Origin of the sequence: Saccharopolyspora karakumensis (genome assembly GCF_004349225.1) — a bacterium.
GTDB lineage: Bacteria > Actinomycetota > Actinomycetes > Mycobacteriales > Pseudonocardiaceae > Saccharopolyspora > Saccharopolyspora endophytica.
The window spans coordinates 26,662-51,699 of the sequence record NZ_SMLA01000002.1; the positions used below are offsets into that span (position 1 = coordinate 26,662).

Annotated in this window: 26 protein-coding genes; 15 read left to right on the plus strand and 11 right to left on the minus strand. The window is 70.8% G+C overall.

Features of this window, described 5'->3' with window-relative positions:
• The first annotated feature begins 83 nt into the window (after nucleotides 1-83).
• Complete coding sequence (locus tag E1202_RS01335; RefSeq protein WP_235877534.1) at nucleotides 84-1,169, plus strand: FUSC family protein; 1,086 nt, start codon at nucleotides 84-86, stop codon at nucleotides 1,167-1,169.
• Nucleotides 1,170-1,285: 116 nt separating this feature from the next.
• On the opposite strand, the gene E1202_RS01340 is transcribed toward E1202_RS01335, so the two are convergent.
• The 3 genes from E1202_RS01340 to E1202_RS01350 form a co-directional block, all read right to left on the minus strand.
• On the minus strand, nucleotides 1,286-1,528 hold the full coding sequence (locus E1202_RS01340; protein ID WP_132680425.1) for a hypothetical protein: 243 nt from the start codon (nucleotides 1,526-1,528) through the stop codon (nucleotides 1,286-1,288).
• Nucleotides 1,529-1,628: 100 nt separating this feature from the next.
• Entirely contained in the window at nucleotides 1,629-2,261 is a 633-nt protein-coding gene (locus tag E1202_RS01345; RefSeq protein WP_132680426.1) for an HNH endonuclease family protein, read from the minus strand.
• A 152-nt stretch (nucleotides 2,262-2,413) separates the two neighbouring features.
• Nucleotides 2,414-3,052 (minus strand): hypothetical protein, encoded by a 639-nt coding sequence (locus E1202_RS01350; RefSeq protein ID WP_132680427.1) that lies wholly within the window; start codon nucleotides 3,050-3,052, stop codon nucleotides 2,414-2,416.
• A gap of 166 nt (nucleotides 3,053-3,218) precedes the next feature.
• Between E1202_RS01350 and E1202_RS01355 the strand changes: the two genes are divergently transcribed.
• The gene (locus E1202_RS01355; RefSeq protein ID WP_132680428.1) at nucleotides 3,219-4,505 is read left to right on the plus strand and encodes an adenylosuccinate synthase; all 1,287 of its coding nucleotides are present in this window, start codon (nucleotides 3,219-3,221) and stop codon (nucleotides 4,503-4,505) included.
• Between the two features lie 3 nt (nucleotides 4,506-4,508).
• Here E1202_RS01355 and E1202_RS01360 read toward each other — a convergent pair whose 3' ends face one another.
• Together E1202_RS01360 and E1202_RS01365 are read right to left on the minus strand one after the other, a co-directional pair.
• The gene (locus tag E1202_RS01360) at nucleotides 4,509-4,886 is read right to left on the minus strand and encodes a hypothetical protein (RefSeq protein WP_132680429.1); all 378 of its coding nucleotides are present in this window, start codon (nucleotides 4,884-4,886) and stop codon (nucleotides 4,509-4,511) included.
• Nucleotides 4,887-5,104: 218 nt separating this feature from the next.
• Nucleotides 5,105-6,205, minus strand: coding sequence for a glycerophosphodiester phosphodiesterase (locus tag E1202_RS01365; protein WP_132680430.1), 1,101 nt, complete (start codon nucleotides 6,203-6,205; stop codon nucleotides 5,105-5,107).
• Between the two features lie 185 nt (nucleotides 6,206-6,390).
• On the opposite strand from E1202_RS01365, the gene purD reads away from it, so the two are divergent.
• The 3 genes from purD (at nucleotide 6,391) to E1202_RS31205 (ending at nucleotide 9,156) form a co-directional block, all read left to right on the plus strand.
• Nucleotides 6,391-7,653, plus strand: coding sequence for a phosphoribosylamine--glycine ligase (purD, locus tag E1202_RS01370; protein ID WP_132680431.1), 1,263 nt, complete (start codon nucleotides 6,391-6,393; stop codon nucleotides 7,651-7,653).
• 56 nt (nucleotides 7,654-7,709) lie between these two features.
• Nucleotides 7,710-8,873: a pyridoxal phosphate-dependent aminotransferase gene (locus E1202_RS01375; RefSeq protein ID WP_132680432.1), complete on the plus strand. Its 1,164-nt coding sequence runs from the start codon at nucleotides 7,710-7,712 to the stop codon at nucleotides 8,871-8,873.
• Between the two features lie 118 nt (nucleotides 8,874-8,991).
• Nucleotides 8,992-9,156, plus strand: coding sequence for a hypothetical protein (locus E1202_RS31205; protein WP_165943701.1), 165 nt, complete (start codon nucleotides 8,992-8,994; stop codon nucleotides 9,154-9,156).
• Between the two features lie 221 nt (nucleotides 9,157-9,377).
• Here the strand turns inward: E1202_RS31205 and E1202_RS01380 are convergent, their stop codons facing one another.
• Both E1202_RS01380 and E1202_RS01385 read right to left on the minus strand, forming a co-directional pair.
• Entirely contained in the window at nucleotides 9,378-9,974 is a 597-nt protein-coding gene (locus E1202_RS01380) for an HAD family hydrolase (RefSeq protein ID WP_132680433.1), read from the minus strand.
• A gap of 21 nt (nucleotides 9,975-9,995) precedes the next feature.
• The gene (locus E1202_RS01385) at nucleotides 9,996-11,018 is read right to left on the minus strand and encodes a threonine aldolase family protein (protein ID WP_132680434.1); all 1,023 of its coding nucleotides are present in this window, start codon (nucleotides 11,016-11,018) and stop codon (nucleotides 9,996-9,998) included.
• Between the two features lie 167 nt (nucleotides 11,019-11,185).
• Here E1202_RS01385 and E1202_RS01390 point away from each other — a divergent pair, with 167 nt between their 5' ends.
• From E1202_RS01390 to purB, 5 genes are all read left to right on the plus strand, one after another.
• Nucleotides 11,186-11,701 carry a SigE family RNA polymerase sigma factor gene (locus tag E1202_RS01390; protein WP_132680435.1) on the plus strand — a complete coding sequence of 172 codons (516 nt, stop codon included), beginning with the start codon at nucleotides 11,186-11,188 and terminating at the stop codon, nucleotides 11,699-11,701.
• A gap of 51 nt (nucleotides 11,702-11,752) precedes the next feature.
• Nucleotides 11,753-12,370: a hypothetical protein gene (locus E1202_RS01395; RefSeq protein ID WP_235877537.1), complete on the plus strand. Its 618-nt coding sequence runs from the start codon at nucleotides 11,753-11,755 to the stop codon at nucleotides 12,368-12,370.
• 89 nt (nucleotides 12,371-12,459) lie between these two features.
• The gene (locus E1202_RS01400) at nucleotides 12,460-13,044 is read left to right on the plus strand and encodes a TetR/AcrR family transcriptional regulator (RefSeq protein ID WP_132671967.1); all 585 of its coding nucleotides are present in this window, start codon (nucleotides 12,460-12,462) and stop codon (nucleotides 13,042-13,044) included.
• A 508-nt stretch (nucleotides 13,045-13,552) separates the two neighbouring features.
• Complete coding sequence (locus E1202_RS01410; RefSeq protein ID WP_132680438.1) at nucleotides 13,553-14,779, plus strand: threonine synthase; 1,227 nt, start codon at nucleotides 13,553-13,555, stop codon at nucleotides 14,777-14,779.
• Between the two features lie 215 nt (nucleotides 14,780-14,994).
• A complete protein-coding gene (gene purB, locus E1202_RS01415) occupies nucleotides 14,995-16,428 on the plus strand; it encodes an adenylosuccinate lyase (protein WP_132680439.1) in 1,434 nt (477 codons plus the stop codon).
• 125 nt (nucleotides 16,429-16,553) lie between these two features.
• Here the strand turns inward: purB and E1202_RS01420 are convergent, their stop codons facing one another.
• A complete protein-coding gene (locus E1202_RS01420; protein ID WP_132680440.1) occupies nucleotides 16,554-17,201 on the minus strand; it encodes a TenA family protein in 648 nt (215 codons plus the stop codon).
• A 72-nt stretch (nucleotides 17,202-17,273) separates the two neighbouring features.
• Between E1202_RS01420 and E1202_RS01425 the strand changes: the two genes are divergently transcribed.
• The gene (locus E1202_RS01425) at nucleotides 17,274-18,164 is read left to right on the plus strand and encodes a phosphoribosylaminoimidazolesuccinocarboxamide synthase (RefSeq protein WP_132680441.1); all 891 of its coding nucleotides are present in this window, start codon (nucleotides 17,274-17,276) and stop codon (nucleotides 18,162-18,164) included.
• 212 nt (nucleotides 18,165-18,376) lie between these two features.
• Nucleotides 18,377-19,120, plus strand: coding sequence for a DUF2334 domain-containing protein (locus E1202_RS01430; RefSeq protein WP_132680442.1), 744 nt, complete (start codon nucleotides 18,377-18,379; stop codon nucleotides 19,118-19,120).
• 66 nt (nucleotides 19,121-19,186) lie between these two features.
• On the opposite strand, the gene E1202_RS01435 is transcribed toward E1202_RS01430, so the two are convergent.
• Together E1202_RS01435 and E1202_RS01440 are read right to left on the minus strand one after the other, a co-directional pair.
• Nucleotides 19,187-19,822: an MBL fold metallo-hydrolase gene (locus E1202_RS01435; protein ID WP_132680443.1), complete on the minus strand. Its 636-nt coding sequence runs from the start codon at nucleotides 19,820-19,822 to the stop codon at nucleotides 19,187-19,189.
• Between the two features lie 103 nt (nucleotides 19,823-19,925).
• The gene (locus E1202_RS01440; protein ID WP_132680444.1) at nucleotides 19,926-20,339 is read right to left on the minus strand and encodes a hypothetical protein; all 414 of its coding nucleotides are present in this window, start codon (nucleotides 20,337-20,339) and stop codon (nucleotides 19,926-19,928) included.
• Between the two features lie 233 nt (nucleotides 20,340-20,572).
• Here E1202_RS01440 and purS point away from each other — a divergent pair, with 233 nt between their 5' ends.
• From purS to purL, 3 genes are all read left to right on the plus strand, one after another.
• A complete protein-coding gene (purS, locus tag E1202_RS01445; protein ID WP_132680445.1) occupies nucleotides 20,573-20,812 on the plus strand; it encodes a phosphoribosylformylglycinamidine synthase subunit PurS in 240 nt (79 codons plus the stop codon).
• 136 nt (nucleotides 20,813-20,948) lie between these two features.
• Nucleotides 20,949-21,626 (plus strand): phosphoribosylformylglycinamidine synthase subunit PurQ, encoded by a 678-nt coding sequence (purQ, locus tag E1202_RS01450; protein WP_132680446.1) that lies wholly within the window; start codon nucleotides 20,949-20,951, stop codon nucleotides 21,624-21,626.
• Nucleotides 21,627-21,661: 35 nt separating this feature from the next.
• On the plus strand, nucleotides 21,662-23,932 hold the full coding sequence (gene purL, locus E1202_RS01455; protein WP_207918428.1) for a phosphoribosylformylglycinamidine synthase subunit PurL: 2,271 nt from the start codon (nucleotides 21,662-21,664) through the stop codon (nucleotides 23,930-23,932).
• A 6-nt stretch (nucleotides 23,933-23,938) separates the two neighbouring features.
• Here purL and E1202_RS01460 read toward each other — a convergent pair whose 3' ends face one another.
• Nucleotides 23,939-24,922: a pentapeptide repeat-containing protein gene (locus E1202_RS01460; protein ID WP_132680447.1), complete on the minus strand. Its 984-nt coding sequence runs from the start codon at nucleotides 24,920-24,922 to the stop codon at nucleotides 23,939-23,941.
• Between the last annotated feature and the right edge of the window lie 116 nt (nucleotides 24,923-25,038).

Genomic DNA, 25,038 nt, shown 5'->3' on the forward strand with positions numbered 1-25,038 from the left:
CTCGGTGAATTCCGGCCCCTGATTTCCACTGAGACCCGGGACCGCCCGGCGGGCGCGGGCGTTCGGTGGCGGAGGATGGTGTCGTGCTGCGTTTGCGTGAGGAGTTGACCCGCCGGCTCCGGCGGTTGCTGCGCACCGGTGTGCCGATCGTGCAGTGCGCGCTGGCCGCCGGGGTGGCCTGGTTCCTCGCGCACGACATCGTCGGGCACGTCGCACCGTTCTTCGCGCCCATCGCCGCGGTGATCTCGCTGGGCGTCTCGCTCGGGCAGCGGATGCGGCGAGCTCTGGAGCTGGTTGTCGGCGTGAGCATCGGCGTCGGGGTCGGCGACGTGCTGATCTCGGTGATCGGCACCGGGACCTGGCAGATCGCGCTGGTCGTCGCGCTGGCGATGTCCACCGCCGTGCTGCTGGACAGCGGCGGCGTGATCGTGCTGCAGGCCGCGTCGTCGTCCGTGCTGGTCGCGACGCTGCTACCGCCCGCCACGGCCGGCGGGCTGACGCGGATGCTCGACGCCGCGATCGGCGGGCTGGTCGGCTTCGCCGTCGCCGCGCTGCTGCCCGCCAACCCCCTCGCGGTCGCGCACCGCAACGGTCGCGTGGTGCTGGGAGCGCTCGCCGACGCGCTGCGCGGGGTCGCGAGCGCCGTCGCGCACCGGGACGTGTCCATGGCCGCCGACGTCCTGGCCGACGCCCGCAAGAGCCACAAGTCCGTCGAGGAGTTCCGCGCCGCGCTGGAGGCCGGGGCCGAGATCGCCCGCTTCGCGCCGATCCGCTGGCGCAGGCGCGGCGACCTGGAGCGCTACGAAACCGCCGCCACACCCGTCGACCGCGCGCTGCGCAACACCCGCGTGCTGGCCCGGCGGGCGCTGGCCGCGCTGCGCGACGAAGAACCCGTTCCGCGCCCGCTACCGGGCATGCTGGAAGAGCTCGCGGGAACCGTGGTGCTGCTGCGCGACGAACTGGCCAGCGGCAAGGATCCGCTGCAGGCCAGGGAAGCCGCGCGCTCGGTCGCCAAGAAGTCCACAGTGGAACTGCTGGGCGAGGGCGACTTCTCGATGCAGGTCGTGGTCCTGCAGGTGCGCTCGATCGCCGTCGACCTGCTGCAGGCCTCCGGCCTCACCCGCACCGAAGCCGTCGCGGCCCTGCCACCGCTCCACCCGGACGAGTAGGAGCTGCTGAAGCATGCGGCGGAGCCGCATCTTCTTCCGCCACCCGAGGCACTGGCACCGCCGCCGAGGTTCCGCTACCCGCACCGCCTACGCAAAGCAATTCCCCACAGCTCCTCCTAGGGACGGTTCAGCACGGCCGCCAGGCAGGCGTGCAGCGGCTCGTGGTCGCGCGGGTCGTGCAGCTCGCAGTCGGCGGCTGAGAGGCGGTACCACTCCTCGGCGCCGGAGTAGCGGATCCACACCTGCACCGCGCCCTGCTCGCAGGAGGTCGCCAGCTCCAGGTCGCCGGTGATCACGCCGACCTCATCGGTCATCACCCCACCGGGAGGTGCGGTCAAAGTCGTGCGCAACTCGCCCATGGCCGCAGTATGCCCTTCCACGTGACGGAAACGGGCACCTCCACGCCGGGACGTGCCCGTTTCCACTGCGTTCGCAAGCGGTGTCGCCCGCTGCGCCGCTTCAGCAGCCGTCCAGGGCGGTCTGGAGGGCGCCCTTCTCGGCTTCGGTGATGGTCAGCTGGTACTTGTGCTTGGTGCCGACCCACATCGAGGCGTAGGTGCAGTGGTAGTCGGTCGCCGGCGGCATCCAGGTGTCCGGGGTCTGGTCGCCCTTCTCCTGGTTGACGTTGTCGGTGACCGCGATGAGCTGCGGGCCTTCCAGGTCGTTGGCGAACGCCTGGCGCTGGTCCTGGGTCCACTCGGCGGCACCGGAGCGCCACGCGGCGGCCAGCGGCACGATGTGGTCGATGTCCACGTCGGACGGCTGGGTCCAGGTCTCGCCGTCGTACGGGCTGACCCAGCTGCCTGCGGTCGGGTAGCAGTCGGAGCCGACCTCGACGCCGTCGCCGTCACGCTTGAGCACCGCTTCGCGGGTGTTGCAGTTGTCCGGCCCGTCGATCCAGTGCGGGAACTTCTCCCGGCTGTAGCCGTCCATCGAGCCCTCGGCGGCGACGGTCAGATCGGCGAGCTCGGCCTTGGCGGTGGTCGGGTCGGGGACGCCCGGCGGCTCGGCGGCGGCCGGGATGGCGAGCCCGATGCTGATCAGTCCGGCCAGCGGCAGGGCGGTCAGGGTGGCGCGCAACGAACGTGTCATGGCTTCCTCCGCAGTGGGCTAGATCGCCTGCTTCGTGATGACGATTGCCCACGTGGGTGGCTGATTCAATGCCGAGGAGTGGCCGGAAGGTGACATGGCGTGAAGTCGCCACCGATCGTGCTAGCGAAATGTGAATTCCACACACTCGGTGATCAACGGGCCAGGTTGAGGTCCTCGGTGTGCCGGTACCAGACCCACTTCTCCATCGGCCGCGGGTGATCGCTGCCGTCGTGCCGCACGGTGGCCGATCGGAACGACGCCTGGAACGCCCGTCCCCGGGCCGAGCCGGTGCGACGGCGCAGCAGCCCGCGCCGGGTCACGTTCACCCGCAGCCCGTCCATCGGGGGATCGATCGTGTGGTTCAGCGGATCGGCCGTCGGGTCCGGCAGCGGTGCCGCGTCCGGGTCCGGGGAGACCACGAGGCTCTGCGCGGCGCCGTTGAGGACCTGCTCGTCGTCGCAGTACGCCTGCCCGGTGATCGGTGCGATCACGCCCTCGCCCAGCAGGATCCCGCCCGAGTCGTCCCTGATCAGCGGCACCGGCCGCGGCGACGCGGTCAGCGCGCGCTCGAAGTCCCCGACGTCCAGGCCCCACAGCCGGGCCACCGGCGAGTCGGCCACCGGCACGTAGCCGACGGTCAGCTCGGTCAGCCGCTCCTTGCGCAGCAACCGCAGCACGACGGCCGCCAGGTCCATGTCCGTGCCGTGCACGACCACCCGATCGGTTGCTTCTGCCAGCAGCGGATCGACCTCGTTGCGACCCGGCGCGGCGGAAACCTCGTGCCATTGCACAGAGTCACCAGACGGACGCGCTGCGCCATCAACGTTTCCGCAGGACAATGCGGTGGTACTCACGATTCGCTCCTGGTTTACCCTGATCGACCGGCATACCCCGTGGTGGGAGCGGGCGAAGCGTGCGGTCACGCTGGCGACCACCCAGTCCAGGTTGGAGTTTCACATGCCGGCGATCGTGCTGATCGGCGCCCAGTGGGGCGACGAAGGCAAGGGTAAGGCGACAGACCTGCTCGGCGAGCAGGCGCAGTGGGTCGTGCGTTACCAGGGCGGCAACAACGCGGGGCACACCGTCGTGCTCCCGGACGGGCAGGACTTCGCGCTGCACCTCATCCCGTCGGGGATCCTGACCCCCGGCGTGACGAACGTGATCGGCAACGGCGTCGTCGTCGACCCGGGCGTCCTGCTCGAGGAGCTCGCAGGTCTGGAGGAGCGCGGGGTCGACACCTCGCGGCTGCTGCTGTCCGCCGACGCGCACCTGATCATGCCGTACCACGTGGCCATCGACCGCGTGACCGAGCGGTACCTGGGCAAGAAGCAGATCGGCACCACCGGCCGCGGCATCGGCCCCTGCTACCAGGACAAGATCGCTCGCGTCGGCGTCCGGATGCAGGACCTGCTCGACGAGAAGATCCTGCGCCAGAAGGTCGAGGCCGCCCTCGACATCAAGAACCAGATCCTGGTCAAGGTCTACAACCGCCGTGCGATCGACGCGGAGGAGGTCGTGGACACCGTGCTGGGGCAGGCGGAGAAGTTCGCGGGCCGCATCGCCGACACCAAGCTGTTGATCAACAAGGCGCTGGAGCGCGGCGAGCGGGTGCTGCTGGAGGGTTCCCAGGGCACGCTGCTCGACGTCGACCACGGCACCTACCCGTTCGTGACCTCGTCGAACCCGACCGCCGGTGGCGCTTCGGCCGGTTCCGGCGTCGGCCCGACGAAGATCAGCGCGGTGATCGGCATCCTCAAGGCCTACACCACGCGCGTCGGGGCGGGCCCGTTCCCGACCGAGCTGACCGACGAGGCCGGCGAGAACCTGCGCAAGCAGGGCGGCGAGTTCGGCGTGACCACCGGTCGCTCGCGGCGGACCGGGTGGTTCGACGCGGTGATCGCCCGCTACGCGACCCGCGTCAACGGCATCACCGACTACTTCCTGACCAAGCTCGACGTGCTCTCCGGCCTGGAGACCATCCCGATCTGCGTCGCCTACGACGTCGACGGCGAGCGGGTCGAGGACATGCCGATGACCCAGACCGGAGTGCACCACGCGGTTCCGGTGTACGAGGAGATGCCGGGCTGGTGGGAGGACCTCAGCGACTGCCGCAGCTTCGAGGACCTGCCGGCCAACGCCCGCGCCTACATCGAGCGCATCGAGGAGCTCTCCGGTGCCCGCGTGTCGGCGGTCGGCGTGGGCCCGGGGCGCGATCAGACGATCGTGCGCCACTCGATGGCCTGATCCTCACCGGTTCCGCCAGGAACCTTCCAGGGCGGCCTCCTGCAGGTCCAGTTCGCGGAGGACGCGGCGCAGCACCTCGTCGTCGAGGTGTCCTGCGTCGCGTTCGTCCGCGATCGCCGAGCGCTGCACCGCGATGATGTTGCGGCGCAGCTCGGAGAGCGTCCGGGCCGAGGTGTCGGCGCGCTCCCCGGAGTGCGCCCCACCTGCTCGGCGGCCGCCAGGCCCTGGTGCTCGACCATGTCCCGCACCCTGGCGACCACCGGGCACCAGCGACACCGCCAGACCGACCGCCACCAGCAGCAGCGGAGCCGCGATCTCCCGGCTCCGCGCCAACGCCGTGACCAGCAGCGCCCCGATCAGGACCAGGATCAGCTGAACCAACTCGCACCTCCGTCCACGATGGACACCCTAGGTGCGCTGCGTGCCGATCACCCGAAACGGCGAAACCGCCGCCCCCCGAAAGAGGACGACGGTCTCACGCATCCCGCGCTCCACCCCGGGGGAACCGGATTTCCACGGACCTCAGAGTTCCGATTTCCACTGAGATCGGGGACCCGACTTCCGCTGAAATCCGCTTCACCCCGTGGGGAGCCGGTGGGTCAGCGCTGGTCTCGGGCCGTGATGGCGAGGTCGGGCATGTCGCTGAAGATCCCGTCCACGCCCTGGTCGAACAGGGCGTGGAAGAAGCCGAGGGCGTCGCCCCACTGGGCCGGGTCCTGCGAGGACTGGAAGTCGGCGGGCAGGAAGGTGTTCTCGGCGCGGACGGTGTAGGGCACGACCTGCAGGCCGGCGGCGTGCGCGTCGGCGACGACCGCGGTCGGCTCGGTGAGGTGGTTGCTCTCGTCGACCGGCAGGATCACCTTGGTGTCGGGGCCGATCACGTCCGCGTAGGTCGAGATCTCCTTCAGCCCTTCCGGCGTGACCATGTCGGCGTAGGTGCGCGGGTCACCGGACTCGATGAAGTCCTGCGGCGCGCCGCTGTTGCTGATCAGCTGCACCAGCCGCACCTGGAGCTGTCCGCGCAGCTCCTTGAGGTTGCCGACCTCGAAGGACTGCACGACGACCTTCGCGCCCCGCTTGTTCAGGCCGTTGGTGTCCAGCGCCTCGACCACGCCGGGCTCCAGCTCCAGGCCGAGACCGCGGAAGTAGCTGGGGTGCTTGGTCTCCGGCGCCACGCCGATGTCGCGGCCGAGCTCCTTCGACAGCCGCTCCCGCAGGTCCAGCACCTCCTGGAAGGTCGGCACCTCGTAGAGGCCGTCGTAGACCGTGTTGTGCTGGCGGATGTCCGGGATGCGCTCCTTGGCGCGCAGCGTCTTGAGCTCGGCGAGGGTGAAGTCCTCGGTGAACCAGCCGGTCATCTCGGTGCCGTCGATGACCTTGGTGGTCTTGCGGGAGGCGAACTCCGGGTGCTCGGCGACGTCGGTGGTGCCGCCGATCTCGGGCTCGTGCCGGGCGACCAGCACGCCGTCCTTGGTGGGAACCAGGTCGGGCTCGATGTAATCGGCGCCCATCCGGGCGGCCAGCTCGTAGGAGGCGAGCGTGTGCTCCGGCCGGTAACCGGAGGCGCCGCGGTGGCCGAACACCTCGATCTGCGCGGTGTCCCGGGCAGGCTCAGCGGCAGCGGGCCCCACCGAGGTGATCAGCCCGAGCGCGGCGGTGCCCGCAACGGACAAAGCGATCAACCGTCCCCGAATCGTCATGTCTTCTCCCCGTTCCGACTGTGGCGGCCTCACCCAACTCCCCGCAACCGACGCCCGGTGCACACCTGTGCGACGAGCGGCCGACCGCCGGGTGAACGCCGCGCGACCTGCGATGCGCCATCCGGCGGCAACACTTCCCGGGGGCAACCGCCAAGTGGCCCACCGCACGCTCTACGCTGCGTTTTGTGCGAATCCTCGTGATCGGCGGCGGCGGCCGGGAGCATGCGATCGTGTTGGCGCTGTCCCGTGATCCGTCCGTGACGGCACTGGCCTGCGCGCCCGGCAACGCCGGTACCGCAGCGCTCGCCGAGTCCTACGCCGTCGACGTCGCCAAGCCCGACGAGGTGGCCGCGCTGGCCACTCGCTGGAAGGCCGACCTGGTCGTCTTCGGACCGGAAACACCGCTGGTCGCCGGCGCTTCCGACGCCGTGCGCGCCGCGGGCATCCCGTGCTTCGGCCCGTCCAAGGCGGCGGCCCGCATCGAAGGCTCCAAGGCCTTCGCCAAGGACGTCATGGTCTCCGCCGGCGTGCCGACCGCGCGCAGCGAGATCGTCGACAACCCCGCGAAGCTGGACGCCGCGCTGGCCGGTTTCGGCCCGACCTGGGTGGTCAAGGACGACGGTCTGGCCGCGGGCAAGGGCGTGCTGGTCACCGGCGATTTCGACGCCGCTCGCGCGCACGCCATGAAGCTGCTCGACGGCGGCCACCCGGTGCTGCTGGAGTCCTTCCTCGACGGACCCGAGGCCTCGCTGTTCTGCCTGGTCGACGGCACCACCGTGGTCCCGCTGCTGCCCGCGCAGGACTTCAAGCGCGTCGGCGACGGCGACGCGGGCCCGAACACCGGCGGCATGGGCGCCTACGCGCCGCTGCCGTGGGCCCCGGACGACCTGGTCGACACCGTGGTCCGCACGGTCGTGCAGCCCACCGTCGACGAGCTCGACCGCCGCGGCACCCCGTTCTCCGGCCTGCTCTACGCCGGTCTCGCGCTGACCTCGAACGGCCCGCAGGTCATCGAGTTCAACTGCCGCTTCGGCGACCCCGAGACCCAGGCCGTGCTGGCGCTGCTGCACACCCCGCTGGCGCAGCTGTTCAACGCCGTGGCGCGCGGTGAGCTCGCCGATCAGCCGGAACTGGAGTGGGAGCAGGGCTCGGCGGTGACGGTCGTGCTGGCCGCCGAGGGCTACCCGGGCCGCCCGCGCGTCGACGACGTCATCCAGGGCTCGGACCTGCAGGGCGTGCTGCACTCCGGCACGCGCCGCCGCGAGGACGGCGCCGTGCTGTCGTCGGGCGGACGGGTCCTGTCGGTCGTGGCCACCGGCCCGGACCTCGGCGCCGCGCGCGACGAGGTCTACGAGCGGGTCGAGCGCGTCCACCTGCCCGGCGCGCACTGGCGCACCGACATCGCCCGTCGCGCCGTCGACGGCGCGATCAGCGTCCCGAAGTCCTGACGCGAAGGCGCTCCAGGTCCTCGGGATCCGCGCCGGCATCTGGCACGCTGGCTCGCATGGTGAAGCCCGCCGCGCTGGTCGCAGCTCAACGCGCGAACGTAGACCCGTTCCAGGTCATGGAGGTCCTCACGGCCGCAGCCGCCCGCCAGCGGGCGCGCGGTGACGTCGTGTCGTTGGCCGCCGGTCAGCCCTCCACCCCGGCACCGAAGGCGGTCCGCGAGGCGGCCGCGCGGGCGCTGGAGAGCAACGCGCTCGGCTACACGGAGCAGCTGGGCGTCCTGGAGCTGCGGGAAGCCATCGCCGGGCACTGCGAGAAGGCCTACGGCCGCTCGGTCCCGGTCGACGAGGTCGTGGTGACCACCGGTGCCTCCGGTGCGTTCCTGCTGGCGTTCCTCGGCGCCTTCGACGCCGGTGACCGGGTCGCGCTGGCCAGCCCGGGGTACCCCGCCTACCGCAACATCCTGTCCGCGCTGGGCTGCGAGGTCGTGGAGCTGCCCTGCGACGCGTCCACCCGGTTCCAGCCGACCGTCGAGATGCTCGAAGCCCTCGACGAGCCGGTGCGCGGGCTGATCGTCGCCAGCCCCGCCAACCCGACCGGCACCGTGCTCTCCCGCGACGAGCTCGCCGGGCTCGCCGGCTGGTGCGAGGCCAACGGGGTGCAGCTGATCAGCGACGAGATCTACCACGGCCTCAGCTACGGCGAACCGCTGCACACCGCGCGGGAGTTCTCCGCCGAGGCGATCGTGGTCAACAGCTTCTCCAAGTTCTGGTCGATGACCGGGTGGCGGCTCGGCTGGATGCTCGTGCCACCGCGCCTGCTGCGCGCGGTCGACTCGCTGACCGGAAACTTCACCCTCTGCCCACCCGCGATCTCGCAGCAGGCGGCCGTCGCGGCGTTCAGCCCGGAGGCCTACGACGAGGTGGAGGCCCACGTCGAGCGCTACCGGGAGAACCGGACGCTGCTGCTGGACGGCCTGGCGGAGGCGGGCATCACCAAGGTCGCCCCGGCCGACGGCGCCTTCTACGCGTGGGTGGACATCAGCGATCACACCGACGACGCGGCGTCGTTCTGCCGCCGCCTCCTCGACGACACGGGCGTGGCGCTGGTCCCCGGCGTCGACTTCGACCCGGCCCGCGGACACCACTACCTGCGGCTGTCCTTCGCGGGCGACCCCCGCGACATCACCGAGGCCGTGCAGCGGCTCGGAGCCTGGCTGTAGGTCGCCGGGCTCAGGGACACCCTGATGTTTCCCGGAACCGGGCCTTCGACCTGCCGATTCCGGCGTTCGCTCTGGCACGCTGGACGTGCGGGACGCTCCCGGTGAAGAGGTGGTCGTGATGGTGTGGAAGGTGATCGGCGGTCTGCTGGTCCTGTGGCTGGTGGTCTCCGTCGCCGGAGTGCTGATCAAGGGTTTGTTCTGGCTCGCCGTGATCGGCGGGGTCCTGTTCGTCGCCACCGCCGCCCTCGGCTGGACCAAGGACAAGAAGCAGATCAAGCCTTGAGCCGTCGGTTGACAGTGGTCGGCCTGCGTGGCGGTGCGGGTAGCGGAACCTGACGCGCCGCCCGGCCTCCGGGCGCCACGACTGGTGCATGCCCGTGCACGGCGTCGCGTCGTCCTCATCCAGGCGTCGCGTCAGAACCCGCAGCGCACCTGAGACGGCGGCTGCGCCGCATTCCGCGACTCCTGGGCGCCACGGTCGGCTGCGGGACGCGTGTGCGCTGCTCAGGCGGCCAGTTGTTGTTGGAGGAGGCCTCGGGCGTGGTCTGCCGTGTGCCAGAGCTCGGCGTGGAGGCCTGCTTGCCGGGCGCCTGCGATGTTCTCCGCGCGGTCGTCGAAGAACAGGCACTCCGCGGGCTCGGCGCCGATGGTGTCGAGCAGGACCCGCCAGATCTCCGGCGCGGGTTTGGTGACGCGCAGGTCGCCGGAGAACAGCAGGTGGTCGAAGAACCGCGCCCACGGCTTGCTCTCACCGGCGCGTGCGAACGTCGTCGAGGCGTTGGACAGCAGCGCCAGCGGGACCTCGCGCCGGTGCAGATCTTCCAGCAGCGAAAGCGAATCAGGATCGGCGGACATCCAGCCGTCGACGTCGACGCTGGTCAGGCGGTGGATCAGCGAGTCGTCCAGCTCGCGGTCCAGCCGTGCCGCCACCGCGCGCCAGTAGTCGGCGTCGGACAGACCCGCGTCGTTGTCCCGGCGCTCGGCCCAGTAGGCCTCCTCGAACCGCGCGGGATCGGTGCCCAGCAGCGCGGCCATGTCGGGCAGCGCGCGGGTGGGCCGGCTGATCACCTCGCCGTAGTCGAACACGATCCACCGCGGCATTGCGACCCTCCGCTCCTCGCGCTAGATCCCGGCTTCGCCGATCCGGCGCAACGCCTCTTCCACGTCCGACTTGGACACGTCCCGGTGCGTGACGAACCGGACCTGGCCGTTCATCGGCACCGCCAGCACGCCCACCGAGCGCAGCCGCTGCAAGGTCAGCTGCACGTCCGGGACCGCTGCCAGCAGCATGTTCGTCTGCGGCGCGGTCACCTGCCAGCCGCGCTCGGTCAGGCCGTCGGCGAGGACCCGCGCGTTGTCGTGATCATCGGTCAGCGCGTCGACGCGGTCCAGCGCGATCAGCCCGGCCGCGGCCAGCACGCCGCCCTGCCGGACGCCGCCGCCGAGCATCTTGCGGATCCGCCGCCCGGCCTTGATGAACTCCGCCTCTCCGGCCAGCACCGAGCCGACCGGCGCGCCGAGGCCCTTGCTCAGGCACACCTGCACGCTGTCCACGCCCACCGTCAGCGCGGCGGGCGGGACTCCGAGCGCGACCGAGGCGTTCCACAACCGGGCGCCGTCGAGGTGCACCTTGAGGCCGAGTTCCTTGGCCGCGGCCGCCAACCGTGCGTGCTCGTGCGGCGGCAGGACCGCGCCACCCGCGCCGTTGTGCGTGTTCTCCAGGCACAGCAACGTGGTGTGCAGGGCGTCGTAGGCCATGGTCAGGTTCGCCTGCGTGCGCACCGCCTCGGCCGTGGGCGCGCCCGGACCGCCGTCCCACTCCAGCGGGTCCGGCATCCCGCCCGCCAGCCACGCCGCCGAACCGAGCTCGTGGTTGAGCACGTGCGCACCGCGCGGCGCGAGGAAGCGATCGCCCCGCTTGAGGTGCAGCATCAGCGCGATCAGGTTGCCCATCGTGCCGCTGGGCACCCACAACGCCGAGGCGGTGCCCAGAAGCTGGGCCACCCGTTCCTCCAGCGCGCGCATGGTGGGATCGTGGTCGAGTACGTCATCGCCGACTTCGGCGGCGGCCATCGCGGCAAGCATCTGCTCGTCGGGACGAGTCACCGTGTCGGAGCGGAGGTCGATGGGCGCCGGAGTGGTCACGAACAGATCACATCACACCTGCACGGGGTCGAGGCAATGGCCCTGTGGGACGTGATCTCACCGCTGCGGTATCAATCACAGGTGGATCGGCTCGAAACAGCGTGCAACGGTTCGGGCACGCGATCCCGTCATAGCAGTGCAGGCAACGAACGAGCGGAGAGTTCCGCGTGGACCAGCGCGAAGAGCAGGAGTTCGCGGAGTACTTCGTGGCTCGGCGGGAGGCGGTGCGTCGGATGGCGTACATGATGTGCGGCGACTGGCACCGCGCGGACGATCTCGCCCAGACCGCGTTCATCGCCCTGCACCGCCACTGGCGAAAGGTCCGGGACAAGGGCGCGCTCGACGCGTACGTGCGCCGGACCTTGACCAGAGCGGTGATCGACGAGTCGAGGCGGCCCTGGCGACGGGAGAGGGCCGCCGAGACACTGCCCGACAGTCCGGTCGACGACCCGGACGTGGACGACTCGGTGTCCACCAGGCAGACCCTCATCGCGGGGTTGCGCAAGGTGCCGCCGAAGCAGCGCGCCGTGCTGGTCCTGCGGTTCCTCGAGGGGCTGGACGTCGCGGGAGCGGCGGCGGTGATGCGCTGCAGCGAAGGAACCGTGAAGAGCCAGTGCGCCCGGGGGTTGGCGACGCTGCGAGAGGTGCTGGGAGACGAGCTCGGGGATCTGAGGTCCGCGTGAAGGGGGTGCGGGTTGGACGAGCGCAAGCTCGAAGAGCTTTTCCGTGACTCGGTGCGAGCCGTTCCGCCGGCGTCGTTCGACGAAGGTGACATCTCGACGGCGTCGCGGCGGATCACGGCCCGGCGCCGGATGACCGCGACCGCCGGTGGGACGGCGGTGGCGGCTGCGGTGCTGGTCGGCGGGATCGGTGTGGGAGCCGGTTGGTTCTCGTCGACGACCGGCACGGTGGCGAGCCCGCCGCCGGTGGCACCGCTGACGGTGGCGCCCGGACCGCAGGTCGAGTCCGGCGGGATCACCCCGCGCTCGTCCGGCTGCCAGCCGGACGCGTCGCTGGTCGAAGCGGTCGAGGCCACGCTGCCCGAAGCCGAGAGCACCACACCGACATCGGTGCGCACGTGCCCGACCGGCGCGAAGGCGGCGGCGTTCTCGCTGCGCGACGGTGCCGCGGCCGGGCGGGTGACGGTGATGATCAGCCCGGCGGGCGCGGCGCAGGCGGGCCAGTCCGCCCCGGGCGACGTGCAGCGCCCGGACGGTGCGCAGCAGTCGGTGCGCAAGGCGCGCAGCGGCAAGCTCGTGGTGGTGCTCAGCGAGCCCGAGGCCGGTTCGCCGGCGGCTCCGTTCGTCGCGCGGGTCGGCAGCATCGCCGGGGACCTCGCCACCCGGTTCTGATCGGTGAAGCGGCTGGTCGTCCGTGCCGCGGGGCTCCTCCGCAGCGGCGATCAACCGGACGTTCCGGACACGGCATAGGATCGCGGGTCATGACAGCGGCCAGCACACCGAAGGGCGAGCGGCGGCGGCAGGCCTTGGTGGCGGCTGCGGCGCAGCTGCTCGTCGAGGGCGGGTTCGACGCGGTGCGGCACCGCGCCGTGGCCGAGCGCGCCGCGCTCCCGCTGGCGTCGACCACCTACTACTTCTCCTCGCTGGAAGACCTGATCACCGCAGCGGTGGAGCACAACGCGAGGGAGGAGCTCGCCGCCGGGCGAGCTCGCCTCGCCGATCTGTCCGAGCAGCAGCGCAGCACCGACGCGGTGATCGAGCTCCTGCTGGACCTGCTGCTGGGCGTCGACTCCCGGCACGGCGGGGTCGAGCCGGTGCTGCTGCGCTACGAGCGGCTGGTCGGCTCGCCGCGCCGCCCCTACCTGGCCCCGCTGATGCGCGAGATGGCCGTCGAACTGCAGAAGCTGCTCGCGGAGATCTTCTACCGCAGCGGTGTGGAGGTGGGCGCGGAGCGGCTCACCGAACTGGTCGCGCTGGTCGACGGAGCCGTGGTGAACGCGCTGATCGAGTCCGATCCCGATCCGCGCGGAGTGGCCCGCAGAATGTTGCGGACCCAGCTCTCCTGATTCGCGTGCAAGAACGCCGCTCGGTCATCTGGCGAACCGAGAACGTTTTTTCACGTTAAAAGTCCCAACAGGTTTCCGCGTAATTCTTGACCTCGGCGATTCCTTCGCACGCTGGGCACTTCCTTGAGACTTTCTTCGTCTGTGGATCGCGCCCGAGCGGGGTTGGCTGCGGGATCTTGATCCGAACGTCGCAGAGCGCCACTACGCATTGCCCGGCATACACCGCCCCTGGTCGCATGGTCGTCGCGTGGCGTTCCGCCTGACCTGCGCCCACGATCCAGAACACGTCCTGCCGATCTTCGGAGAACCTGGTGGTGTTCATCCGCTCCCGTTCCTGTGCACAGCCGCGAATGCGTCGGCCAACGATAAGATCGCGCCGTTGTATTAGTCCAGAATCCCACACCTGATCGAGCGCAATTGATGATTTCGCCGAATCAGTGATTGACTGGAAAAGTTTCACGACGTGAACGCCCTGGACCGGGCGGGTTCGGCGGGTCAGGATTCGCTCATGGTGAACTCCACGGGCAGCACCCTCAGCCACCTCGAGTGCACGGCGTGCGGGCGGACCTTCGACGCCGACGTCCTGCACCGGTTGTGCGAGGAGTGCGGCAAGGTCCTGTACCCGCGCTACGACCTGGCGGAGGTCCGCCTGCGGCCGTCGGACCTGCTGCTCCGGGAGCCTTCGATGTGGCGGTACCGGGAGGTGCTGCCGATCCGCGACGCCGAGCACGTCGTCAGCCTCGGCGAGGGGTTCACGCCGCTGCTGGCCGCGCCGCGGCTGTCCGAGCGGCTGGGCATCGCCGACGTGCGGATCAAGGACGAGGGGCAGAACCCGACCGGCAGCTTCAAGGCGCGCGGCATGTCCGCGGCCGTGTCCCGCGCCCGGGAGCTGGGCGCCAAGGCCGTCGCCGCTCCGTCGGCGGGCAACGCCGGTGGGGCGCTCGCCGCCTACGCAGCGCGCGCCGGACTCGCCGCCGGGGTGGTGATGCCCGAGGACTGCCCGCGCATCAACCAGGTCGAAGCCGTCGTCTCCGGTGCCGACACGTGGCTGGTCGAGGGCCTGATCGACGATGCCGGACGGCTGGTGCGCACGACCTCCGAGGCGCGCGGCTGGTTCGACGTCTCCACGCTCAAGGAGCCCTACCGCGTGGAGGGCAAGAAGACGCTCGGCTACGAGCTGGCCGAGCAGCTCGGCTGGGAGCTGCCGGACGTGGTGATCTACCCGACCGGCGGTGGCACCGGGCTGGTCGGCATGTGGAAGGCGTTCGCCGAGATGACCGAGCTCGGCTGGATCGATGAGAAGCGCCCGCGCATGGTCGTCGTCCAGGCCGAGGGCTGCGCCCCGATCGTCCGCGCCCACGACCAGGGCGAACGGCACGCGCCGCGCTGGGACGACGCCACCACCGACGCCAGCGGCCTGCGGGTTCCCGTCGCCGTCGGCGACTACCTGATCCTCGACGCCGTCCGCGATTCCGGCGGCACGGCGGTGTCGGTGAGCGAGGACGAGATGCGCGAGGCCACCCGGGAGCTCGCCGCCTCCGAGGGCATCTACCCGGCGCCGGAAGGAGCCGCGACCCTCGCCGCGCTCCACCGGCTCCGCGACACCGGTGCGGTCACCGGCACCGACCGCGTCGTGCTCTTCAACACCGGGGCCGGCCAGAAGTACCCGGACTTCGTCCCGGCCACGCCGGAGGTGGTCCCAGCGAACTCCCCGGCCTGGAAGACCGGATTCTGAACACCCGTCAGGCAAGCGGCGAAGCCGCTTTCTCCTTCACCACCTGAGCAGCTGGCACCGCCGGGGGCGCCAGCCGTGCTGTGGCGAGCACGCCGCGACGCCGCGTATTCACATGCTCAAGGAGTGGCGCGCGGAGCCCACAGCGCGGCTCAGGTTCCCCCACCCGCACCGCCACGCGAAACGACCACGGAGAACGCGCTGGTTATCCTGGGCGGGTGACGGACAAGCCCAGCATTCCGAATGTTCTCGCCGGTCGCTACGCCTCTCCGGAGCTGGTCGAGCTGTGGTCGCCGCAGCACAAGATCGTTCTCGAGCGGCGCCTCTGGCTGGCCGTGCTGCGCGCCCAGGCCGACCTCGGCATCGAGGTGCCGGAGCAGGCCGTGGCCGACTACGAGCGGGTGCTGGAGCAGGTCGACCTCGACTCCATCGCCGAGCGCGAGCGCGTGACGAGGCACGATGTGAAGGCCCGGATCGAGGAGTTCAACGCCCTCGCCGGTCACGAGCAGATCCACAAGGGCATGACCTCGCGGGATCTGACCGAGAACGTCGAGCAGCTGCAGGTCCGCCGCAGCCTGGAGCACGTCCGCGACCGCACGGTCGCCGTGCTCGCCCGGCTGGCCAAGCTCGCGGGGCAGAACGCCGAGCTGGTCATGGCCGGTCGTTCGCACAACGTCGCCGCGCAGGCCACCACGCTGGGCAAGCGCTTCGCCACCGCCGCCGACGAGCTGCTGGTGGCCTTCCGCCGCCTCGAAGAGCTCCTCGACCGCTACCCGCTGCGCGGCATCAAGGGCCCGGTCGGCACCGCTCAGGACATGCTCGACCTGCTCGGCGGCGACACCGACAAGCTCACCGAGCTGGAGCGCCGCGTCGCCGGTCACCTGGGCTTCGCCAGCACGCTCACCAGCGTCGGCCAGGTCTACCCGCGGTCGCTGGACTTCGAGGTGCTGAGCCTGCTCTCGCAGCTGGCCGCCGCGCCCTCCAGCGTCGCCAAGACGATCCGGCTGATGGCCGGGCACGAGCTGGTCACCGAGGGCTTCAAGCCCGGCCAGGTCGGCTCCAGCGCCATGCCGCACAAGATGAACACCCGCTCCTGCGAGCGCGTCAACGGTCTCGCGGTGATCGTGCGCGGCTACGTCTCGATGAGCGCGGAACTGGCCGGTGACCAGTGGAACGAGGGCGACGTGTCGTGCTCGGTGGTCCGCCGGGTGGCGCTGCCGGACGCGTTCTTCGCCTTCGACGGCCTGCTGGAGACGTTCCTGACGGTGCTCGACGAGTTCGGCGCGTTCCCGGCCGTCGTGGCCCGCGAGCTCGACCGCTACCTGCCGTTCCTGGCCACCACCAAGGTGCTGATGGGCGCGGTTCGGGCGGGCGTGGGTCGGGAGGTCGCGCACGAGGCGATCAAGGAGAACGCCGTCGCGGTCGCCCTGGACATGCGCGAGCAGGGCGCCGAGCGCAACGACCTCCTCGACCGGCTCGCCGCCGACGAGCGGCTGCCGCTCGGCCGCGAGCAGCTCGAAGCGCTGCTGGCCGACAAGCTGGCCTTCACCGGCGCGGCGTCGTCCCAGGTCAGCGACGTCATCGCCGCAGTGGAGAAGGTCGCGACCCAGTACCCCCAGGCCGCGGCCTACTCCCCGAGCGACATCCTCTGACCCGCTCCGACCCGTGGCGTTCCGGATCTCAGTGGAAATCGGGGACCGGACTTCAGTGGAACCCGTGCGCGGATTTCCACTGAAGTCCGAAACCCCGGCCGGTGACCAGCGGTTCTGCGCGGGTCTCAGTCCCAGTGGGCGTTGAAGAAGTCGATCTCGCACTTGGTGGCCTGCTGGAACAGGCGCAGGCAGCGTGCTCGTTCGCGCTCGTCGAGGCCCGCGCCGACGCGGTCGAGCTCCGAGCGCAGCCAGCTCACCCACGACTGGAAGTCCGGGTTGGCGTGCAGCTCGATCCACTCGGCGTGGACGAAGTTGTCCGGCTTCGCCGGTGCGCGCACCGCCCACTCCAGGTAGGTCCACTCGGCGACGGTGAGCACCGTCAGGATCTCGGCGTAATCGCCGTTGTCGCGGGTGTCGCGCATCAGGTCGCGGAACGCCACGGTCGCCGGGTCCAGCTCCGGGCTGACCCGGTCGGACTCACCGATGCCCAGCGCGTCGAAGGAGCGCTGGAAGTAGGTGTTCTCCTCGCTGGTGACGACCGCGATGCTGCCGGCCAGCGCCAGCCGCGAGGAGTACCGGTCGGCCCGGGCGACGGCGGCGCCGAGCAGCGCCAGGAAGTCGTCCACGAACTGGTAGTCCTGCACCAGGTAGGAGCTCATGTACTCGTCGGGCATCGACCCGTCGAACAGCGCGTCGGTGAACGGGTGCTCCACGACCTGGGTCCAGTCGGGTTCGCTGCGACCGCGCAGCCAGTCGGTGAAATTCTCGGTCACGATCTCCTCCTCCTGATCCCCTCAATCCCACCACGTGCGAGCCGCCAACCTGCGGTGGGAGACAATCGCGTCGTGGTTGCACTCGCCGATTACCCCCAGATCGCGGCAGGCAAGGTTCGCCAGCTGCACGCCGTTGACGACGAACACCTGCTGCTGGTCGCCTCGGACCGCATCTCGGCCTACGACCACGTGCTGGACACGCCGATCCCGGACAAGGGCGCCGTGCTCACCGCGATGAGCGTGTTCTGGTTCGAGCTGCTGGCCGACGAGCTGCCCAACCACCTGGTGGCCTACGACGACCCGCGCATCCCCGCCGAGGTCCGCGGCCGCGCGCTGCTGGTCGAGCGGCTGAGCATGGTGCAGGTCGAGTGCGTGGCCCGCGGCTACCTGACCGGGTCCGGGCTGATCGACTACCAGCGCACCGGTTCGGTGTGCGGCGTGGCGCTGCCGGACGGGCTGGTCGAGTCGTCGCGGTTGCCGGAGCCGATCTTCACCCCGGCGACCAAGGCCGAGCTCGGCGAGCACGACGAGAACGTGAGCTTCGAGGCCGTCGCGGCGAAGGAGGGCGCCGAGCTCGCCGCCGAGCTGCGCGACCTGACGCTGCGCGTCTACGCCCGCGCGGCGGAGCACGCGCGTGAGCGCGGCGTGGTCCTGGCGGACACGAAGTTCGAGTTCGGCCACAACGCCGCCGGTGAGCTGGTGCTGGGCGACGAGGTGCTCACCCCGGACTCGTCCCGCTACTGGCCTGCCGACGGCTACGAGCCGGGCAAGGTCCAGCCGTCCTTCGACAAGCAGTTCGTCCGCAACTGGCTGACCTCGCAGGAGTCCGGCTGGGACCGGCACTCCGACACCCCGCCGCCCGCGCTGCCGGACCACATCGTCGAGGCGACCCGCGCCCGCTACGTCGAGGCCTACGAACGCATCACCGGCCGCTCCTTCGCGGACTGGCCCCAGGCCTCCTGACCACCGGCATTCCAGTTTCGAGTCCGGAAATTCGGGGTCGAATTTCGCGCGAGATTCGAATGCTTCACCCGGTAGCGGGATTGGGCGGCGTGTCGCGGGGTGGACCTGGCCTGCGCGTTTGATGGTTGCGGGGTGGAGGTTCGCCGGATTTGCGCCGGGGGGACACCTGGCTTTCAGGTAACGGTCACCCGCGCCAGGCCGAATGGGTGTTTGTGAGCACGCCGCTCGTGGTGTCGTTGTCGGGGCTGGAGCACCGGTCGCTGGACAGCTGCGCGGATTTCGCCGCGGAGCTGGACCGACGGGGCGTCCCGCTGTCCTTGTTGATCTCTCCGAGCCCGACCGACCTCGACTCCCGCGACCGCAGGTCGCCGCTGCTCGGCTGGGTGGCCGATCGGCTCAACGGCCGGGACACGGTGAGCCTGCACGGCTTCGCCCGCACCTCGCCCGGTCTGCGCTCGCGGCTCGCGCCCGCGGCCAGGCTTCCCGCGCACGAAGCGGGTTTGCGGCTGGTGGCCGCCTCGGCGGTGCTGGAGCAGGCCGGGCTGCGCACGCACACGTTCATCCCGCCGCGCTGGCTGGCCTCGCCGGGCACGGTCCTGGCCGCCCAGCGACGCGGCTTCGCGGTGTGCGCGGACGCCATGGGCGTGCGCGACCTCGGCACCGGCAGCGTGCTGCGCTCCCGCATCCGGATCTTGGGCCCTGGCGAGGTCGCGGAGCCGTGGTGGTGCCGGGCGCTGGTGCTGGGCGCCGGTCGCGCTGCTCGCCGCGGACGCGCCGTCCGCTTGGCGCTGGAGGCGCAGACGCTGGCGAAACCGGCGGTGCGGCACGCGATCCTGGACGCGGTGGACCTGGCACTGCACCACGGCGCCGAGCCGGTCACCTACGCGTCGTTCGCCACGGTCCGCTCGGAGCTGGACCGGATCCCGAAGCCGCGGATTCCGCACGAGGCCTGGTGACGGTTCTGCTCCGAACCGCCCGGGCACGAGGGACATCGATCCAGGGCGGTTCGGGCCAGAACCGCCCTAGACCTCCGTCGCCGAGGCCCTGGGGAGGACGTCGACCGTGGTCTCCGAGGGGCTGAGCTCTTCGAACCTGCGGTAGTGCATCGCGGGCATCGCCAGGACCGCTTCGTGGATCGGAACGGCGGCGCGCGGCGCGACGGCGCGCAGGAAGTCGACGGCCTCGGAGAGCTTGAGCCAGGGCGCGCCGGTCGGCAGGCCCAGCACGTCGACCCGCTGCTCGGGGACGTGGAACGCGTCGCCCGGGTGGTAGAAGGCGCCGTGGTCGACGAGGTAGCCGATGTTGTCGATGTTCGGGATGTCCGGGTGGATCACCGCGTGCTGCCCGCCGACGATGTTGATCGAGGATCCGCCCAGCTCGAGGGCATCACCGGGTCGAGCGGTGGTGGCGGTCAGCCCCTTCTCGGCGACGGCCGGAGCGCTGCCCGGGTCGACGACCAGCCGGGCGTCCGGGTTGGCGGCCAGCAGCGCCGGGAGCCGGTCGAAGTCGAGGTGGTCGGGGTGCTGGTGGGTGATCAGCACGGCGTCGAGGTCGCGCAGGTCCTCGAAGTCGGTCGAGAACGCGCCCGGGTCGAGCAGCAGCCTGGCCGAACCGGTCTCCAGCAGCACGCACGCGTGTCCGAAGTGGGTGATGTGCACGCGAATCCTCCTCAGCAGCGGCGAAATCCGCGCCCACTCTGCCACCACCCGCGCGAGGGCGAAGACCGGCGGACCCCCGAGCCCCGCCGGTCTTCGCCTCCTGTCACCGGACGGTGATGGTGACGCCCGGAACGGAGCCGCCGCCCACGCGCGCGTGCACGACGTACTGGCCGGGCGGGACGTCGCCGATGGTGGCGACCGCGTCGGCGCTGCCGCCGGAGTCGCGGACCACGTGGGCGACGCCCTCGTCGGCGCCCATCGGGTGCCCGGAGTCGCGGACGAACGAACCGGAGGAGATCCAGCTCAGCGCCTCCGGGCCGTGGTCGAGGTGGATCTTGAGCTGCTCGCCCGGGCGCACCACGGCGTGGTCGACGGTCAGGCCGCCGCCCTGGGCGGTGACCGCGGCGGCCGGCGCGGTGCCGGTGGTGGCCGGGACGGCGGTGGCGATGGGTGCGGCGGCGGTCAGCGCGAGGCCGGCGAGCGCGGCTCCGGCGAGCGCGGTCTTCAAGCTGCGCATCGTGAATCCCCCTCAGTGCGAGCGATGTCGTTGATGTCCTGAAGACGTCCCACCCGCGAAGAGGTTCGGACAACCACCCGTTTTCGTGATGCGGAACACAGTCGATGGGTGAGCTGCGACGCACGTCAGGCCCCTGCTCGGAGGGGTGAACTCCCAGCTCAGTTACGCTGCGAACGTACTGCTGGCCATCCGCCGGTACCGGCGGATCTGCACGGAAACCGGGAGCAGCACCCGTGGCCCGAGTCGTTGTCGACGTCATGCCGAAGCAGGAGATCCTCGACCCGCAGGGACAGGCGGTGGCCAACGCGCTGCCCCGTCTCGGGTTCGACGGCATCACCGAAGTCCGCCAGGGAAAGCGGTTCGAGCTGGAGGTCGCCGACGACGTCGACGACGCCACGCTCGCCAACATCGCTGAAACCCTGCTGGCCAACCCCGTCATCGAGGACTTCGTCGTGCGCCGGGCGGAAGCATGATCACCATGTGGCCCACTTCAGCCCTGCTCAACCGCACCTCAGTGGAGCGTGACGCGAGCCGGCCACGAGGAACCGCGGAACGCGAGATTCAGCCGGGCGCAACCACCACTGTGAATCGCGGAGAGGCGGTACTGGCATGAGCGCGAAGATCGGCATCATCACCTTCCCCGGCACGCTCGACGACGTCGACGCCGCGCGCGCGGTCCGCCGCGCCGGTGGTGAGGCCGTCGCCCTCTGGCACGCCGACCACGACCTCAAGGGCGTCGACGCGGTGGTCGTGCCCGGCGGCTTCTCCTACGGCGACTACCTGCGCTGCGGCGCGATCGCCAAGTTCGCGCCGGTGATGACCGAGGTCATCATCGCGGCGGGCAAGGGGATGCCGGTGCTGGGTGTGTGCAACGGCTTCCAGATCCTGTGCGAGTCCGGGCTGCTGCCCGGCGTGCTGACCCGCAACGCGGGCCTGCACTACGTGTGCCGCGACCAGTGGCTGAAGGTGGAGAACAACTCCAGCGCCTGGACCACGCGCTACGACGTCGGCGCCGAGCTGCTCGTCCCGATCAAGCACGGCGAGGGCAACTACGTGGCCGACGAGGCCGTGCTCGACCAGCTCGAGGGCGAAGGCCGCGTGCTGTTCCGCTACGCCGGTGAGAACCCGAACGGGTCGCGGCGCGACATCGCGGGCGTCACCGACGCGCGCGGGCGGATCGCGGGCATGATGCCGCACCCCGAGCACGCGATCGACCCGCTGACCGGGCCCACCGACGACGGCCTCGGCATGTTCCTGTCCGTTCTGGATTCTTTGGTGGCAGCGTGACCGACAAGATCGACACGGCCGGTGGAGCCGGCCACATCGACTCCGTCGACCGGGCGAAGACCTCTCCGGACGTCGACCAGCCGTTCCGCGAGCTGGGCCTGAAGGACGACGAGTACCAGCGGATCCGCGAGATCCTCGGTCGCCGGCCCACCGAGGCCGAGCTGGCGATGTACTCGGTGATGTGGAGCGAGCACTGCTCCTACAAGTCCTCGAAGGTCCACCTCAAGTACTTCGGCGAGACCACCACCGACGAGATGCGCGCCAAGATGCTCGCCGGCATCGGCGAGAACGCCGGTGTGGTCGACATCGGCGACGGCTGGGCGGTCACCTTCAAGCTGGAGAGCCACAACCACCCGTCCTACGTCGAGCCCTACCAGGGCGCGGCCACGGGTGTGGGCGGCATCGTCCGCGACATCATGGCGATGGGCGCCCGCCCGGTCGCCGTCGCCGACCCGCTGCGCTTCGGCCCGGCCGACGCCCCGGACACCAAGCGCGTCCTGCCGGGCATCGTCGCCGGAGTCGGCGGCTACGGGAACTGCCTGGGTCTGCCCAACATCGGCGGCGAGGTCGTCTTCGACGAGTCCTACGCCGGGAACCCGCTGGTCAACGCCATGTGCGTCGGCGTGATGAAGACCGAGGACCTGCACCTCGCGCACGCCTCCGGCAAGGGCAACAAGATCATCCTGTTCGGCGCGCGCACCGGCCTCGACGGCATCGGCGGCGTGTCCGTGCTGGCCTCGGAGACCTTCGACGGCGACGAGAGCGGGGGTGGCCGCAAGAAGCTGCCCAGCGTGCAGGTCGGCGACCCGTTCGCGGAGAAGGTGCTCATCGAGTGCTGCCTGGACCTGTACCACTCGGGCCTGGTCGTGGGCATCCAGGACCTCGGCGGTGCCGGGCTGTCCTGCGCGACCTCCGAGCTGGCCGCGGCCGGTGACGGCGGCATGCGCGTCGACCTGGACCAGGTCCCGCTGCGCGCCGCCGGCATGAACGCCGCGGAGATCCTCTCCAGCGAGTCCCAGGAGCGCATGTGCGCCGTCGTGGACCCGTCCAAGGTGGACGAGTTCATGAAGGTCTGCCAGAAGTGGGACGTCACGGCCAACGTCATCGGTGAGGTCACCGACGGCGAGAACCTCGAGATCTACTGGCAGGACGAGCTCGTCGTCGACGTGCCGCCGCGGACCGTCGCCCACCACGGTCCGGTCTACCAGCGTCCCGTCGAGCGGCCGGGCGAGCAGGACCTCATCGCCGCCGACAACGCCAACACCCTGGCCCGTCCGTCCTCCCCGGAAGAGCTGCGGGAGACCATCCTGACGATGGCCGCCTCGCCGAACCTGTGCTCGCGCGCGTGGGTCACCGACCAGTACGACCGCTACGTGCGGGGCAACACCGTGCTGGCCCAGCCGTCCGACGGCGGCGTGCTGCGCATCGACGAGGAGACCGGTCGCGGCATCGCGATCGCGACCGACTGCAACGCCCGCTACACCCGGCTCGACCCGTACACGGGCGCGCAGCTGGCGCTGGCCGAGGCCTACCGCAACGTGGCCACCACCGGTGCCACGCCGATGGCCGTCACCAACTGCCTGAACTTCGGTTCGCCGGAGGACCCGGGCGTGATGTGGCAGTTCCAGCAGGCGGTGCGCGGCCTGGCCGACGCCTGCGCCGAGCTGGGCATCCCGGTCACCGGCGGCAACGTCAGCTTCTACAACCAGACCGGTCAGCAGGCGATCCTGCCGACTCCGGTCGTCGGCGTGCTCGGCACGATCGACGACGTCACCCGCCGCATCCCCACCGGCATCGGTGGCGAGGAGGGCGAGACGCTGATCCTGCTCGGCGAGACGCGCGAGGAGTTCGGCGGTTCGGAGTGGGCCCGCGTGGCGCACGACCACCTCGGCGGCACGCCGCCGAAGGTCGACCTGGCCCGCGAGAAGCTGCTGGCCGAGATCCTGCTCGCGGGTTCCCGCGACGGCATGATCTCCGCCGCGCACGACCTCTCCGAGGGCGGTCTGGCGCAGGCGCTGGTCGAGACCGCGCTGGTCGGCGAGTGCGGCGCCCGCGTGGTGCTGCCGGAGGGCGCGGACCCGTTCGTCCAGCTGTTCTCCGAGTCCGCCGGTCGCGTCCTCGTCGCGGTCCCGCGCTCCGAGGAGCTGCGCTTCACCGACATGTGCACCGCCCGCGGCCTGCCGTGGGCCAAGGTCGGTGTCGCCGACGCGGGCTCGAACTCCCTGGACATCCAGGACGTCACCGAGATCCCGCTGCCGGAGCTCCGCGAAGCCTGGGAAGGCACCCTGCCGAAGCTGTTCGGCTGAGTCCGCTCACTCAGGAGCCCCGACCGCGATGGTCGGGGCTCCTGTCGTCCCGGTCAGGTCCGGGGTCCGGTCGAACACGACGCCGTCGAAGTCCGACCGCCCCTCGAACGTCGAACCGGCCAGCGTCACCTCGTCGGTGAAGGTGCTGTCGGAGAACTTCACGGGCCCGTGGAACGTGCTGCGCCGACAGCGCATCGGCCCGCCGAAGTGCACGCCGCTGAACCACGCGCGGCGGTGGAACACCGCGTCGTCGCAGCGGAACCTGCCGCTGAGCCGGCCGGTGCCGAAGGCGCTGCCGGTGAAGTAGACGTCGCCGTGGAAGACGCTGCGGCTGAGGTTGTTGCTGCTGAACAGGTGCGCGTAGCGCAGCAGGACGGTGCCGACCTTGCGGTCGGACAGCGCGAAGTACTCCAGCGTCGCCCCGGTCAGGTCCAGGTCGAAGGCCGGTTCGTCGGTGTCGTCCGCACCGGGCAGCAGCTCGGTGATCAGGCGCTGCGCGGTCAGCCGCACCTGCAGCTGGCGCTCGGCGTCGTCGGACTCCTCCGGCGTCCAGCGCTGCGACGACGAGTAGCGCGGGTGCTGGAAGGGGCGGCGCAGGTAGGAGCAGAGCACGTCGAGGACGGTCTGGGCGTAGTCGCGGTTGCTGCGCGCCAGACCTGCCAGCGCGTGCAGCGCACCCACCCTGACCTGGTCGGTCTCGTGCCCCAGCAGCTCGACCGCGCGGGCGAAGCGCTCGTCGGCGACGCGGTCGCGGTCCAGGTCGGTGCGGCGGCTCTCCAGGCTCTGCCGCTGCTCCTCGACCCGCCGCCGCCGATCGTTGAGCCACAGCGCGTACAGCGCGACCACCGATCCGGCCGCGAGCCCGCCGGTCCGCAAGGCGTCGGCCCCGGTGGTCCGCGGGTCGAACACCAGCAACCCGGCGCTCACCCCGCACAGCACGAGGATCGCCAGCGAGATCGTCAAGACCAACCCGACCTTGCGTTCACCCATGCCGGTGATTGTCCACGAAGACGATCATCGGCGAGCTGCCCTTCCGCGCCGGGATGGCCGGATTGCTCCCGTGTTCCGGTCCCCGATCACGGCGGGGTTCCGTGTCCTGAACACGG

Coding starts and splice junctions, on each gene's coding strand:
- E1202_RS01340 (WP_132680425.1), bottom strand. CDS start 1,528: ATGGGCGAGTTGCGCACGACTTTGACCGCACCTCCCGGTGGGGTGATG.
- E1202_RS01345 (WP_132680426.1), bottom strand. CDS start 2,261: ATGACACGTTCGTTGCGCGCCACCCTGACCGCCCTGCCGCTGGCCGGA.
- E1202_RS01355 (WP_132680428.1), top strand. CDS start 3,219: ATGCCGGCGATCGTGCTGATCGGCGCCCAGTGGGGCGACGAAGGCAAG.
- E1202_RS01365 (WP_132680430.1), bottom strand. CDS start 6,205: ATGACGATTCGGGGACGGTTGATCGCTTTGTCCGTTGCGGGCACCGCC.
- E1202_RS01375 (WP_132680432.1), top strand. CDS start 7,710: ATGGTGAAGCCCGCCGCGCTGGTCGCAGCTCAACGCGCGAACGTAGAC.
- E1202_RS31205 (WP_165943701.1), top strand. CDS start 8,992: ATGGTGTGGAAGGTGATCGGCGGTCTGCTGGTCCTGTGGCTGGTGGTC.
- E1202_RS01380 (WP_132680433.1), bottom strand. CDS start 9,974: ATGCCGCGGTGGATCGTGTTCGACTACGGCGAGGTGATCAGCCGGCCC.
- E1202_RS01400 (WP_132671967.1), top strand. CDS start 12,460: ATGACAGCGGCCAGCACACCGAAGGGCGAGCGGCGGCGGCAGGCCTTG.
- E1202_RS01410 (WP_132680438.1), top strand. CDS start 13,553: ATGGTGAACTCCACGGGCAGCACCCTCAGCCACCTCGAGTGCACGGCG.
- E1202_RS01440 (WP_132680444.1), bottom strand. CDS start 20,339: ATGCGCAGCTTGAAGACCGCGCTCGCCGGAGCCGCGCTCGCCGGCCTC.
- purQ (WP_132680446.1), top strand. CDS start 20,949: ATGAGCGCGAAGATCGGCATCATCACCTTCCCCGGCACGCTCGACGAC.
- E1202_RS01460 (WP_132680447.1), bottom strand. CDS start 24,922: ATGGGTGAACGCAAGGTCGGGTTGGTCTTGACGATCTCGCTGGCGATC.